13 protein-coding genes are annotated in these 16848 nt (G+C 32.0%); 8 read left to right on the forward strand and 5 right to left on the reverse strand.

Going from position 1 to position 16848, the window contains the following annotated elements:
• Positions 1-22: 22 nt before the first annotated feature.
• From QLQ94_RS19730 to QLQ94_RS19745, 4 genes are all read right to left on the reverse strand, one after another.
• The gene (locus QLQ94_RS19730; RefSeq protein WP_482498327.1) at positions 23-1618 is read right to left on the reverse strand and encodes a helix-turn-helix domain-containing protein; all 1596 of its coding nucleotides are present in this window, start codon (positions 1616-1618) and stop codon (positions 23-25) included.
• A 511-nt stretch (positions 1619-2129) separates the two neighbouring features.
• Positions 2130-2687: a porin family protein gene (locus tag QLQ94_RS19735; RefSeq protein ID WP_482499996.1), complete on the reverse strand. Its 558-nt coding sequence runs from the start codon at positions 2685-2687 to the stop codon at positions 2130-2132.
• A 51-nt stretch (positions 2688-2738) separates the two neighbouring features.
• Positions 2739-3515, reverse strand: coding sequence for a membrane metalloprotease (locus QLQ94_RS19740; RefSeq protein WP_271336204.1), 777 nt, complete (start codon positions 3513-3515; stop codon positions 2739-2741).
• Positions 3516-3602: 87 nt separating this feature from the next.
• A complete protein-coding gene (locus tag QLQ94_RS19745; protein ID WP_271336203.1) occupies positions 3603-4646 on the reverse strand; it encodes a hypothetical protein in 1044 nt (347 codons plus the stop codon).
• 255 nt (positions 4647-4901) lie between these two features.
• On the opposite strand from QLQ94_RS19745, the gene QLQ94_RS19750 reads away from it, so the two are divergent.
• The 8 genes from QLQ94_RS19750 to QLQ94_RS19785 all read left to right on the forward strand — a co-directional run bounded on the left by QLQ94_RS19750 (position 4902) and on the right by QLQ94_RS19785 (position 15961).
• Positions 4902-5417 carry an RNA polymerase sigma factor gene (locus tag QLQ94_RS19750; protein WP_271336202.1) on the forward strand — a complete coding sequence of 172 codons (516 nt, stop codon included), beginning with the start codon at positions 4902-4904 and terminating at the stop codon, positions 5415-5417.
• A gap of 62 nt (positions 5418-5479) precedes the next feature.
• Positions 5480-6394 (forward strand): FecR family protein, encoded by a 915-nt coding sequence (locus QLQ94_RS19755; protein ID WP_271336200.1) that lies wholly within the window; start codon positions 5480-5482, stop codon positions 6392-6394.
• Positions 6381-8915 carry a TonB-dependent receptor gene (locus QLQ94_RS19760; RefSeq protein ID WP_482498329.1) on the forward strand — a complete coding sequence of 845 codons (2535 nt, stop codon included), beginning with the start codon at positions 6381-6383 and terminating at the stop codon, positions 8913-8915. Before QLQ94_RS19755 ends, QLQ94_RS19760 begins: the two co-directional genes overlap by 14 nt.
• A gap of 991 nt (positions 8916-9906) precedes the next feature.
• Complete coding sequence (locus tag QLQ94_RS19765; protein ID WP_271336198.1) at positions 9907-10752, forward strand: GNAT family N-acetyltransferase; 846 nt, start codon at positions 9907-9909, stop codon at positions 10750-10752.
• Positions 10753-11344: 592 nt separating this feature from the next.
• The gene (locus tag QLQ94_RS19770) at positions 11345-12250 is read left to right on the forward strand and encodes a toprim domain-containing protein (protein WP_271336197.1); all 906 of its coding nucleotides are present in this window, start codon (positions 11345-11347) and stop codon (positions 12248-12250) included.
• A 139-nt stretch (positions 12251-12389) separates the two neighbouring features.
• Entirely contained in the window at positions 12390-14372 is a 1983-nt protein-coding gene (mobC, locus tag QLQ94_RS19775) for a conjugal transfer protein MobC (protein WP_482499998.1), read from the forward strand.
• A 102-nt stretch (positions 14373-14474) separates the two neighbouring features.
• Positions 14475-14870: a plasmid mobilization protein gene (locus QLQ94_RS19780; protein WP_482498331.1), complete on the forward strand. Its 396-nt coding sequence runs from the start codon at positions 14475-14477 to the stop codon at positions 14868-14870.
• On the forward strand, positions 14855-15961 hold the full coding sequence (locus QLQ94_RS19785; RefSeq protein WP_482498332.1) for a relaxase/mobilization nuclease domain-containing protein: 1107 nt from the start codon (positions 14855-14857) through the stop codon (positions 15959-15961). The genes QLQ94_RS19780 and QLQ94_RS19785 overlap by 16 nt, the downstream gene beginning before the upstream one ends.
• A gap of 100 nt (positions 15962-16061) precedes the next feature.
• Here QLQ94_RS19785 and QLQ94_RS19790 read toward each other — a convergent pair whose 3' ends face one another.
• The gene (locus QLQ94_RS19790) at positions 16062-16805 is read right to left on the reverse strand and encodes a rhamnogalacturonan acetylesterase (protein WP_271336193.1); all 744 of its coding nucleotides are present in this window, start codon (positions 16803-16805) and stop codon (positions 16062-16064) included.
• Positions 16806-16848: the final 43 nt, after the last annotated feature.

Here is a 16848-nt window from a genome sequence, read left to right on the forward strand (position 1 = left end):
TATTAAAGCCAGTACTAAGTCGTTATACAGCCTTTTTTTTAACTAAATATTCCATAAAAGTAGAAGGAGACATACCTATTGTACTCTTAAAAATCGAAGCAAATTTACTATGTGATGAGAAACCGCATTCTTCTGCCAAATAGCTTATTTTATAACTTAAATATATGGGGTCACTTTCCATCTTTTTTATAATGTAGTAGATTCTAAGTGTGTTTATATAATTATAAAAATCCATTCCTTTGTGTTTGTTGATAACATAGGAAAGGTATTTACTGTTTATATCAAATTTTGACGATAAACTCGAAAGGCTGATATGGTTGTTTGTGAAAGTATTTTTCTCTTCAAATTTTTGTAATTTTTTTAATAGTAACATTTCAGTTTCTTTTGACATTAAATCTTTCTTCCCTACATCCTCTTCATCAGTCAGATAACTTATTTTCTTGGGCGTAAGAGAAACATTTTCAATTTTATGTATGATCTCTTTAAATTTTCTAATGTCTGCTATTTTTCTCCTGACTATTACAAATATGATAACTAATAATATACTTACGCCAATAATAAAAAGCATTATTATTACTTTTTGTTTCTCAAATAATTTTGTTTGTTTGTCCTGTAATCTATTAATGATATTATTGGCTCCTTCTTTATTGGCATTCATTATCTTAAATTGCACATTTTCATACAATTTACTATAATGCTTATAATTTTCTACATCGTTATTATTTTCGTAATAAACGGCAAAATTATAGTAGATCTCTTCTTGTAAATTCAAAAAATCTGAATTCACAGCCACCACAAGCGCTTTGCTATAATTGAGTTCAGCGTTTTGTAAATCTTTTTTCTCAAAATATATTCTTCCTATATCACTATATATAAAGCCGCTCAAAATTGTCCCTTCTTGTGCTGTGTTGTTCATGTTTAAAATTAGTAAAGCAGCGTCATAATATTTGCGGGCTACTTTATAATTTTTCAATCCTAAAAACGACTGCCCGAGCATATAATTATTGGTTGCAGCATTGAAAAATTTAGCTTTAGAATTCTTCATTCTATCAATATACAGACTTGATTTATCTAAATGAGAGATCGCCTCTAAATAATTTTCATCATCAATAGAATACCTAGCAATCTGCTGATTAACAATTGAATATAATTGATTTTTTGTGTTTGTTTTTTTTATTTTAACTATAATTACCAGCACTTTTTTTAACGACAAAAGACTTTGTTCCTTTAATCCTATTGTACGATATTGAGCAGATAAAAATCCTGATATCCTTACCTGCCACTCATACAGACTATTAGATTCAGCTATAGTATCTGCTGCTATTGCATAATCAATAGCTTTTTTAAAATCCCCTACATTTTTTTGTAAATCAGCCATTAACATAATTGATTTGACTTTCTGTACGGGATCAATTGAATGTGTATAAAGGGAATCTGCAGTTTGCATTGCTTTGGTACTATTTTTACTTGCCAGATCAACTGACGTATGGTAAATAATACTATCAAATGAAACTTTTTTTTGTGCCAGGCCTTTGTTCATTGTTAATGTAAATAGTATTATTACATTAAAAACAATAGGAGACCATTTCACATCTAAGCATGAGAAAATCTTATTCATTTAATAGAAAGTTAGTAGGTTACTTGTTTTTTTAGAGAATACTCAATGAGTATATTTGACAGAGAAATTCAGGAATAAATTTTCTGTACTATTGGTAGAAATAGTAATAATTATGCTAAAATACTGCTACTTATTTTGCTTCTATTAGAATAATTAACAAAAAAAAAATTATTATCAATAGTTTAGAAAAACACCGTTATTTAAGGCTTATCAATTGTATTTTTAATAATAAGCCAACAATAATACGCAGCTTTTTAAGTAGCCACAAACGCAATCAACGAACCATTATTGCGTGAATAAATAAAAATTATTGTTTTGCAAGAAATCACATACCTGAATGTACTATTTGGAAGTGTACTTTATAATTTCAATGTTAAGATTTTGGTCATTACACCATTGCGTTAAAGTGAAAATCTAAATTTTTCATTTTCATAATTTTATATTCAGATATGCCGATTAATAATTGTTTTTTTATTAAATTTTTATAGTGAGATTTCCTGTCTTATTAATTTTACAAGTCAAAACCCATATAAAATTGCCAAACTCTGTTTTGTGCTTTTTGCTGATCATATAAATCACCTAAACCTAAATGGTAACGTGCTCCTAAACTTATACCGGAATTTGTTTTAAATCCTCCGCCAAAGTTTAGTCCCCAATCAAAACTATTAGGTTCATATTCTTGAGAACTATTAAAAAAACCGTCATATTCTTCTTTGTGCGAGACTGCTAATCCAATCTGTGGGCCAGTTTCCAAAAAGAAATTTTTAGAAGGATATACCTTAAGCATTATAGGAGCGTTTATGTAATCTAATTTTTGGGTAAAAGTTCGGTTGGTATTGGTTATTTTATATCCTTGTTGAGAATAAAGCAATTCAAGCTGAATAGAAAAACTTTCACTAATAAATGACTCTCCATAAACCCCTACATGAAAACCGTGTCGTTGGCCTGTTTCTCCATCTCCATCAAAACTTACAGCTGCCAGATTATAACCTCCTTTTAAACCTCCATTTGATTTAGGAAGAGTTTTGTTTTGTGCATTTATTATGGTTATACTGAAGAATAAAGTCATTATTAAAAAAAATACTTTGATCTGTTTCATATTTATATTATTTATTAAAGGTTATTTTCCTCCATTAGCACGGAGGTCTGCAATGCATTGCGCATCTAATTGTGGTGGCGCACCACCTGTAAGCATATTAGAAATACCACTGCCTGTTTCTGAAGACCAATACATTAAACATGTTTTTTCACTACAATGCTTTTGATGTTCTGCATCTTCATGATTGCTTTGCAAGGGAGTACCAAGATTGGTTAATCCTAATACATGTCCAAATTCATGGGTGATTACTGTAGTTTCCAGCTTACTTCTGTTGGTTTGAGAAGGACTGTTACTCAAACCCTGGATCGTTTGTTCGAAAATAACAAAAGAAGTGTTTCTGTAAGCCGTTCCTAAAATAACTGATGTTCCGGTATCACTAGACGACTTACCATCTGCAAAAAATGCCCAAACTGCTATTTCATCCTGGCTGTTGTATTGTGTTCTGTTGGCATCTTCTATACTAGCAATCTTCTCATTACTATACCCTGAATTTCCAGGAGAAGCAATAGACCGTTTGATTACTCTTATGCCATTTGGTTTGTGTGCTCTTGCGGTAAGAAAGCTTACAAAGTTATTTATTGCTGCACTGCCTGGCTCAAAACCTTCTACATAGACGAGTTCTATAACGATACTTTTAAATTTTTTATCTGATAATAAATCGTTGGCAGAATTTCCTGTTGGCTGTTTGTTTGCTTTAATATTAATTGCAGTGGGATGATCAATCGCATCTTCTTCTTTAGAACAAGATGTAATGAAGAGAAACAAGCCAAGGGTTAACAAAGAAATTATATTTTTCATTAGACCTTTATTATACGTTTATATATAGAAGAGCAGCTACCTTGTGTAAAACTAGCTGCTCTTAAAAATTTACTTTCTTAAATTCTACTATATTTGTTTCAGCACTAATGTTAGGGCCGCATTTGTTTTACTTTGCATTGTGATTGTACCATTCGTAAAGCTTGTTACTTTCCAGGTATCATTTAATGCCGTAATCAAGGTATTTCCAGAAAAATTAAGTTGCATAAAAACATCTAATTGTGAGCTTAAAGCATAAGTTCCATTAAAGGTTGTGTTTACCAGATCTACAGCTTTTATGGATAGATTATTTGCAAAATTGATCGTAAAATCTTTGTAATTCGTAGCTGAATTTACTCCTGCATTTACAAATGCATCTACCTTATACTTTCCGTTTACGAGGATAGTTTCTAATTTTTTTCTGCTTTGAACCGCTACGGCAATCTCCCCTTCGATTTTTAATGAGGTATTGATCGCTGCCTGCAATTCTGCATCGCTGGAAATCATCATTTTGGTTCCGTCAGCAATTGTCAGTGCAATAGGGTACTTTACCGAAAATAATTCTGTACTGCTAACATTAGACATGTAGGTGTATAATTGTTGTTCAGACGTTATCAAAACACTTCCTGTTTGTTGTAAACTCAAATTATACGTTAAAACTGTTATCGGAAAAATAATATTTACAGAAGAAATAGCATCCTGACCAGAAGATTCAGCTGATGTACAAGCATTAAGAATCGCATTATACTCCGTTTGATTATTAACCGTTGCATCTGTATAATTGCTTAATTTAACTCTTAGCGGGAATTTTAATACAACACTGTCCTGATCATTATTAGATTCTGCCAAAATAGCAATAACTTGCTGATAGTCTAATTGGCTTAAGATCGAAACCTGAATACCATTTACTGTAGCGCTGGCAGGTAACATAATTGAGGAACATGATGCTCCATCCAAGAAATCATCAAATGAACCATCGTATTGCGATGTGCGTTTTAAATTATTTGTTGTAGCTGAATTGGCTGAATTTGTATTTGGATTTTCTCCTTGCACATCATCAACTTCACTTTGGCATGATGCAAAACCTATTATGGCTAACATAGTAATTCCTATAACAATTTTTAATTTTTTCATAATTTTCAAATTTAGTGTATTTGTGTATTCATAGACGATGTTTTAGCGCCTTTCTAACAGTAAGACAACACTATTTATTTTTACCCTACTTAAAAAATGAAAAAAAATACAAATCTTCATAAATAAAACACAAAACACTACTGCTTAACACATTGTCTTTTATTATGTTATTATAAAATGCATTTGTATTGATCTCCCCATATTTTGCGAAAAAATAGGATACATTTACAGCCTACCAAAAAGAAATAATACTCCATGAGCGACAAAAAAAGTACACTTTGCGACGAGAGTCACTTTCGGGATTTTTACTTAAGGCATGTACAATCAGCAAGTAATTTTGCTTATTATAAATGCGGTGATAATCAAGCAGCATTAGATTTAGTACAGGATGCGTTTACAAAAATATGGGAGAATTGCTCTAAAATCGATTTTAACAAAGTCAAGACCTATTTGTTTACCAGTATCAATAATTTATTTCTAAATACTATAAAGCATCAAAAAGTGGTACTAAGATATGCAAAAGACAGCCCTAACTTAGACACTAATAATCAAAGTCCTGAATACCTATTTGAAGAAGAAGAATTTAAACTTAAACTCACAAAGGCGATTGCATCATTAAGCGAAGTACAGCGCGAAGTGTTTTTATTGAATCGAATAGATGCAAAAAAATACCGCGAAATAGCTGAGTTGCTCAATATCTCTCAAAAAACTGTCGAAAAAAGAATGTCCGGGGCGCTTCAACTCTTAAAAGCTCAAATAGAAAATATATAAATAGTCTTTTTAACTATAGGGTAATCTATAAGTTAATTGTCTTATAAACATAGAGGTATAAAATGAAAAACGAAAAAGAAATCTTAAAATGGTTCAACAATGAGCTTTCAGGCAAAGAAATTGAAGATTTGAAACAATCTGAAGATTTACAAACTCTTGAAAAGATCGCTCATTATGCCACACACTTGAATGCTCCAACAGTAGATACTGATGCGGCTTTTCAAGCATTCAAGGCCAGAGGCCACTCTGAAAAGAAACTAAAAACAAGAACTTTAAACTTCACACCATTTTACAGAGCAGCTGCTATTTTAGTTGTGGCATTGACATCTGCTTATTTTCTTTTTCATGCAACTACTATTTCTTTTGAGACCAAAATAGCAGAAACAAAATCAGTTATACTACCCGATCATTCTGAAGTGATCTTAAATTCTGCTTCTAAACTAAGTTTTAATGAAAAAAAATGGCCTGAAAAAAGAGAGCTGACATTAAAGGGTGAAGCTTTTTTTAAAGTAAAAAAAGGGCAGACTTTTAGTGTAAATACAGCTGCCGGAGTAATTGAAGTTTTAGGAACACAGTTTAACGTAAAAGAACGCAAAAATTATTTTGAAGTAAAATGTTACCAAGGTTTAGTAAGTGTTACTTATCAAAATAAAACGGTAAAATTACCTCCCGGAAAAACATTTAGAGTCCTAAACGGCAATATCGAAACTGTCGACGATTTTGTCGTTCAAAAACCTTCCTGGCTGTTGCAGGAATCAAGCTTTGATAAAATTCCGTTAACTCAGGTTATTGCAGAAATGGAGCGTCAATATAATATAAGCATAAAAGTAGAAGCCGTTGATACTACAAAACTCTTTACCGGAAGCTTTACTCATACCAATAAACAAATTGCGCTTGAGTCTGTTACAATCCCGCTTCAATTAAGTTACAAGATTCAAGGAAACGTTATTATATTTTACAACTATGTTGTTAAATAAATGGGGCATTTATTTGCTGTTATGCATTGGCAATTTTTGTTACGGACAAAATACACCTCAAAAAACTCCGTTGACCGAAGTTATTATTACCGTTGAAAAGCAATTTAATATCAAATTTTCATATGCTGTTGAAGATGTTAAAGCTGTTATGATCCAGATACCTAATGCTGCTTTTACATTACAAGAAACTATAACTTATCTCAACTCGAATACACTTTTAAATTTTAAAATTTTAAATGATCGCTATATTACCATTTCAGTACTCAACAAAACAATCTCTATTTGTGGAGTCATTTTCTCTGATAAAATAAAATCTCCCTTAGTGGGAGCATCAGTATTTGTAAATAATAGTAAAAGCAGTACGATAACAGATGCAAATGGCAGGTTTTCCTTCGGCAGCATTCCAATAACAGCGACACTTACTATTTCGTATGTGGGTTTTGAATCCAGGCAGTTTTCTGCAAACGAATTATTTACTACAGCAGACAAGTGTACTGAAATAGTGCTTTATTCAAAAAATGAAGAGTTAAATCAGGTTTTAATAAATGTTTATTTAACCCCCGGAATCCAAAAATACCTGGATGGAAGCACCGTTTTAAATACTAAAAATTTTACTATTCTTCCCGGATTAATCGAACCCGACATTCTGCAGTCGATACAACTGCTACCCGGTGTTGAAAGCATTAATGAAAGCATTGCCAATCTTAACGTGCGTGGCGGAACTAACGATCAAAATTTGATGTTATGGGATAACATTAAGATGTATCATTCCGGTCATTTCTTTGGGTTAATATCAGCCTACAATCCCAATCTTACCAACAAAGTGGTCGTCAATAAAAATGGTACCAGTGCAGAATTTAGCGATGGAGTCTCGAGTACGATCAACATGTATACAAAAAATTTGCTAACCAATACCTTTTCCGGAGGTGCAGGAATTAACTCTATTAGTGCTGATGCGTTTTTGGAAATTCCAATCACTAAAAAATTAGATTTACATATTTCAGGACGCCGCTCTGTTACTGATTGGGTAAAGTCCCCTACTTATGATAAATATTTTGAACGTAGTTTTGAAGACACTGAAATTAATAAAAGTAGCTACCAACATGATACCTCTTCTGACTTTTACTTTTATGATTATACCGCTAAATTACTTTTTGATTTAAATGAAAAACATCAATTTAGAGTCAATATTATTGGTATTAATAATGCTTTGGATTACTCCGAGCGTCTCACAAATTCAAATGAAACACAATCTAAAACCAGTAATTTATTCCAAAAAAATATAGGCTACGGGGGGAATTGGAAAGCAATCTGGAATACAAAATTAAGCACTGATTTTATCTCTTACTTTTCTAAATATACTATTAATGCTAATGATTATCGGGTAGAAACAGATCAGCTTGTAAGCGAAGAAAATCAAGTATTAGATACCGGTATAAAACTAAATACACATTACAAAACAAATGAAAACCTAAATCTCTTATTTGGGTATCAGTTTAATGAAACCGGAATGTTGAACCAAACAATTGTTATAAATCCAAATTATTCCAGTACTATAAAGGGAGTTATGCTCAATCACGCTTTGTTTTCTGAAGTCGAATACCATAAAAATAACACGTATGTGAGAGTTGGGTTGCGTTTTAATTATTTCCAGAAATTTGACAAACTTTTAATCGAGCCGCGAATAAACATTCGCCAAAAATTATCGAACGAATTTGCCTTAAAATTAGAAGGAGAATTTAAAAACCAATCTTCTACACAAATCGTAGATTTTCAGGATGACTTTCTTGGTGTTGAAAAAAGACGCTGGGTTTTAGTGAATAATAAGGACATACCAATCGCTACCAGTAAACAGGTGTCTTTTGGTTTAGAATTCAACAAAAACAAAGTCAATATTGAGGCCACGGGTTTTTATAAAATTGTAGATGGCATTACAGCTTCTAATCAGGGTTTTTACAACAGCTTTCAGTATACGATTGCCAATGGCAGTTATACTGCAAAAGGGCTTGAATTTTTCGCTAATAAAACAGGTTATCAATATAGCATTTGGCTGAGTTACACTTTTAGTATCAACAACTATCAATTTAATACCCTTAAACCTTCTGAATTCCCTAATAATGTAGATATAAGACACTCCTTATCTGTTGGTTTTTATTACACTATTATTAAAAATATAAAAATAGCAGTTGGTGGGAGTTGGAGAAACGGTCAGCCTTATACAAAACCAATTGAAGGTGCACAAACAAAACAAAACGGGAATAATGTTATGGTAAACTATGGTTCTCCTAATAATGATAACCTGGATAATTTCATGCGCTTAGATGCTTCTTTAAATTACAGTTTTAATTTGTCACCGTTAATTAAAGCTTCGATTACTGCCGGTGTAATTAATGTAACCAATCAGGATAATGTTATAAACCGATATTACAAAGTCAATTCAAATGATAAGAACAATGCCCTACAAGTAGATAACAAATCACTTGGTTTAACACCAAATATTAGTTTTAGGATAAATTTCTAAAGCATATTTTGGTGAGCAAATTACTCGTAGACTTGATATTCCGTTTCATTAGTAACTTTCCAACTAAATGAACCCTTTGCAACCCCAAAACTTTTATGATAAATGATCTTATGATTATTTTGAATCAGCACCGTTCCATTGAATAGGTTCGTAACAGCATACTGATTCACCATTTTGCTGATATTGCCTTTTTTGGCATAAAATATGTGCACATAAAAAGTAAAAGTATCAAATTCAAAACATTTTTTATTTTATTAATTTTATTGAAATTCGTAATATTTTTTTCTTTAAAGTTATCCAAATCTACGTGACTACTGTTAAGGAATTTTTTGAAAAGTTAGCCAAATTAGAGTTTATACTGATTCTGTATATTTTAACCAAGGACTTTTTTACTAGAGCCGAAGTTAACCGCTCAACTTAACATCAAAGTAAAAATGTTCAATTGTAAAATCAATAAATTGTAAAAATGCCAAGGTTAAATAATTTTTCATACTAGAATAATTTTCTAATTAAATCAACTTCTGATGTATGTTTTTTTATAAAATTTTTAGTCGCTAAATTTTGATGCAGTTATTTAAGAATTATGAGTTAAATTTTCTTGTGACAATTAGATTTTTATATAGAAAATTATTTATAGTTGAAATTAACGATTTTTACATTTAATCTCTACGATACCTACTTAAATACTAAAAAAGTAATTCCGTCAATATTTAACTATAGTGTTCTTGCTAAAAACTAATCAAAATACAACACACCTCGCTTATTTTTAATCTCTATTACTATGCTTCACCTTAGCCACAGATAATGGTAAAAGTCTGGATGGCAGTTATAAATAAAGAAAATTATAACTTACCAATTTATTTAGCACTAAATTTTAATCTAGACACTTTTCCAATCTTCTTAAATCCAGTATATTTACCCCAAAATAGGCAATAGGTTCGCAGAACTAACCAATTTTGATTTTTAGAGAACTTATCTTAGCAGTAATTTTATGACTACCTTACAGACCTTGGAGAACACTCCCATTGAAAAACTTTTAGAAGTTTTCAATTTGTCATTCTCAGACTACATAGTGCCATTTTACTTAACAAAAGAACAACTCGAAGATAAAATAAAAAGCGACAGTATTAAACTTGAATTTTCAGTAGGTGCTTTCCAGGATAACCAATTGATTGCTTTTATTCTTCACGGCTATGAACTTGTTGACCAATTGAAAATTGTTTATAATGCAGGAACAGGAGTAATTCCAGCAAAAAGGGGAAATAAATTAACGGCAAAATTATACGAATATGTTTTACCCATTTTACACCAAAATAATATTGACAAGTTGTTATTGGAAGTAATAACCAAAAATGAGTGTGCAATAAAAACCTACAAGAATATAGGGTTCAAAATTATCCGGGAATTAAATTGTTATAAAGGTGTAATTAATATAACCAATAGAAAAAGTGATTTTGAAATTCGCAAATTGGAAGAATATAATTGGCAAAAACTTCAATCCTTTTGGGACATAAAACCATCGTGGCAAAATTCAATTACATCCCTTGAAAAGCTGAAAAATTTCAATATTTCTCTAGGTATATATGATAATGAAAAACTATTAGGCTACACGGTTTTTAATCCCAAACTAAAAAGAATTCACCAACTTTCAGTTGATAAAAATTACAGAGGAAAGGGAGCAGGTCGGCAACTTTTACAATACATTGCTACAAATTATGAAAAAGATGTTTCTGCTACAAATATTGAAAATGCTTCAAAAGAAACACTAAGTTTTATGAAAGACATAGGAATGAATATTTTCGTTAAACAATATGAAATGGAATTTCTTTTGAAATAAAACTATCATTTCCTAATACTATTTTATCAGAAATGGTGGACCTGTAATATGCAGAATAACTTTTTCAAATTATTTTAGCTAATCAAATCAATTTGACTTTTCCCTTTAAAATGCAGTAACAAACTCTTAAGAGAATAAGGAAATTTTAAAGGATATTGCAAACCTTTTTTTTTAACACTGCCACTTTATCAAAGATTATTTTAGGCAAGAAATACCAGCCTGATTCACAGAACACTAAATGGAGTCTATTTAAATATAAAATCTTTAAATAGACTCTCGGAAAATACGTTCTTTAAAAAATAATATCTCAATTAAATCTTACTTTTTTTTAACTTTTACTTTACTAAAAACACCAACCATTGTAGAATTGGCTTTAAGAATTATTTTGCAAATCCAATTGAAAATATACAATAAGAGAGTTGTAAAAATCTTGTATAGAATGGTCTGAAAATTATCTAGCAAGACTCCCACAACAACAAGCTTTTAATCCTAGTCTAACCCCAGCTATAATATACTGAGGATTGTACAGCATTTATATCTGAGTTATTTTCGTAGATGTATTTCTGAATGATCAACCCTATATAATATGACTATGAATTTCAGTAACGATCGTCTATCCTTAGACAACATAAAGTCATTGGATATGGTTTCTTATTTACACTCCTTAGGATTTGACCCCTCTAAGGTAGCACATGATGATTATTGGTACCTTTCGCCACTTCGCAATGAGAAGACTGCTTCTTTTAAAATCAACCGAAGAATCAATAGATGGTATGATCATGGTATTGGAAAAGGAGGTAATATTATTGACTTTGGAATACTTTTTTTTAAATGCTCCATTGGAGAATTCTTGAAAGAACATAGTGGAAATAACACCTTATATCATTCGCCAGTTCCTGACAAAGATATCTTGGAGCAAAGGCAGTCAAAAATAACCATAGTTAAAGAAGAGTCCCTTAAATCTGCCGCTCTGTTACAATATCTTAAACAAAGAAAAATTCCCCTTGGTGTTGCCTCTAATTTTTGCTCAGAGATTAGTTATAACATAAGTGATCATCATTATTACGGCATCGGTTTTAAAAACGATCTGGGAGGATTCGAAATTCGAAATCCATATTTCAAATCCAGTAGCTCTCCAAAAGGAGTAACCTCTTACGATTATAACAATAAAGTACTGGTAGTCTTTGAGGGATTCATGGATTTTTTATCCTACAAAGCTATGAATTACGGTCTGAGAGAAAAAAAAGAGAATTTTTTAATTCTAAACTCGCTTTCCTTCCTGGATAAAGCCAGGCCATTTATGGAAAAACACAAATTAGTACAATTATATCTCGATCAGGATCAGCCAGGACAAAATGCTACTAAACGCGCCCTTGATTGGGGTAGTAAATACCTTGACCACAGTTCACTTTACAAGGAGCATAAAGATCTGAATGACTGGATTATAAATTCACCGCAAACAGTTTCAAAAAAGATAAAAACGGCCCCTAAACCATAGGATAAAGTCCTTAATAAATAAATCTGATCCCTAACAAAGAAAATAGTATTGACAAAGCAAAAAATTCTATAGTCAAACACCTCACTGAAAACTTATATTTTTTTATGCTCTACCAACCTTAACCTCTAAATCAATGGCGATGCAAACTGGAGAAAACGAACAGGCACTGAGGAAAATACTAGATATGACAAGGCTCATAAGTATTGCTTTACTGTGTTTGCATTTTTACTATTATACCTATAATGCATTCTCACAATGGCATCTTGTAAACGAGTTCGCCGACACGATTCTGCGCATTATTACCCGTACGGGGTTATTTGATAATTTCCACCTCTCCAAATTGTTTTGCTTCGGCTTTTTGTTCATATCTCTTTTAGGAGCCAAAGGAAGAAAAGATGAAAAACTAGGATATAAGACTGCTTTTCTCTGGCTAGCCCTGGGGTTGCTTCTATTTTTCATGAGTTATCTCTTAATGTTTTTAAAATTACAAAGCACCGATATTGCCCTTCTCTATATTGCCATAACTGCTACGGGATTTATTTTCCTTCTCACAGCAGGTACTATTTTCTCACGTATTATAACCAAAAAGCTCAATTCAGATGATATTTTTAATGAAGAAAACGAGACTTTTCCGCAAGAGGAAAGGCTTCTGGAAAATGAGTATTCTGTGAACCTACCCGCGCAATATCATCTTAAGGACAAAGTTCGAAAAAGCTGGATCAATATTATCAATCCCTTTCGCGCTCTTTTGGTATTGGGTAGCCCTGGTTCGGGTAAATCCTATTTTGTAATTCGCCATGTCATTACCCAGCACATCCGAAAAGGTTTTGCCATGTTTGTTTATGATTTCAAATACGATGATCTTACCATAATTGCCTATAATACATGGCTTGAATATAAAGCACATTATCTAATTTGTCCAAAATTTTACAGTATCAATTTTGATGACCTCTCTCGTTCACATCGCTGTAATCCATTAGTGCCTTCAGCCATGACTGATATTACTGACTCTTCTGAGTCGGCTCGGACTATTTTACTGGGACTCAACAGAGAGTGGATTAAACGTCAAGGAGATTTTTTTGTTGAATCCCCTATTAACTTTTTAACAGCCATAATATGGTACTTAAAAAAATATAAGGAAGGTCAATACTGTACATTACCTCATGTAATTGAGCTCATGCAAATAGATTATGATGATCTCTTTACCCTTCTCAGAACAGAAAAGGAAATAGAGGTCTTGATTAATCCTTTTATCAACGCATACCTAAATGATGTAATGGAGCAACTAGAAGGTCAAATCGCCTCGGCTAAGGTAGCCATGGCAAGACTCTCCTCTCCTCAACTTTACTATGTGCTCTCAGGTAACGACTTTACTTTGGATATTAATAATCCTGAGGATCCAAAAATTATTTGCATGGGAAACAATCCTCAAAAAATACAAATTTACGGCGCAGTACTCTCCCTGTATGTAAATCGATTATTGAAATTGGTAAACCAGAAAGGAAAACAAAAGAGTAGTCTTGTCTTTGACGAATTTCCAACTATTTACCTCAACAATATTGACAGTCTTATTGCGACAGGCAGAAGCAATAAAGTGGCAACATGCTTGGGAATGCAGGATTTTAGTCAGCTACGAAAAGATTATGGTCGTGAACAGGCCGATGTGATTATGAATATCGCAGGAAATATCATAAGTGGCCAGGTTACAGGAGATACGGCCAAACAATTATCAGAGCGAGTCGGTAAAATCATGCAGGATAGGGAAAGCTTTTCAATAAACAGCGGCGATACTTCTGTGAGTCGCTCCAAACAATTGGAATTAGCTGTTCCTGCTTCCAAAATTTCATCTTTAAGCTCTGGCGAGTTCGTTGGAATGGTAGCCGATGATCCAAATTGCAAAATAAAACTCAAGACATTCCATAGTGAGATACTAAATGATCATAATGCACTTGAAAAAGAAGCCAATAATTATAAAGAAATTCCCATTGTACGCAAGTTAAATAACGAGATCATACAGAGAAACTATTTTCAAATAAAACAAGACATCCAGGATATTGTGCATTATGAAATGGATCGTCTTGTAAGTGATCCGGAATTGTCTTACATGGTTCTTAAAAAATAACAATAATCCCAGATAGCATAGCAAAAATTAAATTAAAAGGTATAAAAAACATGCGTAAATCTTTGCTTATCCATTAGGAATAAAATCACTTAAAATAAAAAGATGATGATAAAAGATGATCTAAATAGAATTCGAGGTGTTTATGTAGGCTTACCAATTAATCAATATTTTGAAATTCAAAGTCAATGCAAAAAAAGTACCTGCCATACGGTAAGTGAGTATATACGAAAACGATTATCTGATAAGCCTGTAACGATATTGTACCGAAATCAATCTTTAGATGATTTGATAGAAGAAATAGCAGCACTTAACAATCAGATCAATACCGTTAGAAATAATGCATCCCAAGTTCTGGAAAAACTAAGTCAACACCAACAAATTAATCACGATGTTGTATCAATCTCAGGACTGGAAATAGCAATAAAGAATCTTAATCAGAGAATTGAAGAAATTAAAATGCAAATTGAAAAAATTATAGACAAATGGTTACAATCATAAAAATAAATAATTCAATACACAGAACTATCACCTACAACGAAAACAAAGTCACAAAGGGAATAGCCCAGTGCATTGGCGCGGTTAATTTTCCTGTGGACCTCGAGAAGATAAACGCTGCTATAAAATTAGAACGCTTCACCAGAAGGATGAAATTGAATGAAATTGCAAAACAAAATACAGTACATATATCGCTAAATTTCTCTTCCCTGGAAGAGCATCCCAGAGAAAAACTTTTGAGCATAACCAATTGCTATATGCAAAAAATTGGTTTTGATAAACAACCTTATTTAGTATACGAACATTATGACTCCGGGCATCAACATTTACATGTGATCACTACTAATATTCAAAGAGACGGCAAGCAGATCTATATGCATAATATAGCCATTAAAAAGTCCGAACCGGCAAGAAAAGATATTGAAAAACTCTTTGATTTGGTTCCTGCTGTAAGTAAAATAAAAACAAATCAATTTACTCTGCCTTTCACAAATATTAGCAAAGCTTGTTATGGTAAAATGGAATCAAAAAAAGCCATATCAAATGTTATTAATTTTGTTTTGAATAAATACTCCTGTACAAATTTGTCCGAACTTAACGCAGTGTTAAGTCAATACAATATTATAGCTGACAGATGCAGAGAGAGTTCAATAATATTCCGCAATGGAGGATTATTATATAAAATACTAAACGAAGAGGGAAAACCTATAGGCATGCCTATTAAAGCCAGTGATATACAAAACAAACCTACATTGAAATTTCTGGAGAACAAATTTAAAATAAATACAATAAAAAGTGCCGGTCAGAGAATAAGGATTAAAAAAATTGCGGATTTGTACTCAATAAGATCCGTATCGATAAACCAACTAATTAAAATGCTACAAAAACAAGGTATTACCGTTGTTTTAGCAAAGCAACATCATAGCTCTAATTATACAATTACTTATATCGATCATAAAACAAAAAGCGTCCTAAGTGATACTACATTCCCTCAAGAATCGATTACAGAAACAATAAAAGAAAATAATGAATTAAAACAGGATTACAAAAACAATAAGATCATTAGAAAAAATTATTACTTAAATAACTTGTGATCGTTAAGATCTGAATCTCTTTTATTGTATTAATTAATGTGCCTTTTTTATAATTTTACCTGCGGAAAAAAAGAAGAATTAAGCACCAAAAAAACAATCTTTATTTGATTGCTTTTTTAAGTTTATCAAAAGAAGCATCCTTTGATTGGTTAATTTGATTGACAACAATTTGTGCAATTGCTCTGGCCCCCTTCAGTGAGAGATGCGTATCATCGGCCTTGTCTTTATCATAATAAGGATTTTCACCTGCTTTAAAGTGTAAATGCAATTGCTTTGACTTTTCAGGTCCATAGGATTCTTCGAGTAATTCGCTGTAATATTCTAGATCTATAAAAGGAACATTATACTGCTGCGCTACTAGTCTGGTCTCTAATGGATACTCTCCATGAGTGGGAACCAGTACGCCCTTTTCATTAAAATTTCGTCTGGCAATAGAGCTCAGCAATACTGGGATTGCTCCTTTTTCACGACTTTCATTTACAAACCGAATAAGATTATATCTATAGGTTGTATGGGGGTTGGTATAACGGGTTGAATCTTCTATTTTTTGATCATTATGCCCAAATTCAATAAAAACATAATCTCCTTTTTTTAGCTTTTTATAAATAGAATCCCAACGTTTTTCATTGATAAAACTCTTAGTGCTCCTACCATTTACAGCTTTATTCTCAACGGTGAAATTATCTTTAAAAAAAGGTTGCAGAACTTGCCCCCAACCGTGTTCTGGATTACGATCTGGATCTTTTTTATTTGCCATTGTTGAATCACCAATGGTATAAATAGTAGTTTTTTGAGCAAAACAACTCACTGAGATTAAGCAGATAATTAACAGGTAATATTTCATTTTTTTGATTTTTGATTTTATTATACTCTCGCATCTTTCAACT

The sequence above is a fragment of the Flavobacterium sp. B114r genome, assembly GCF_056824125.1.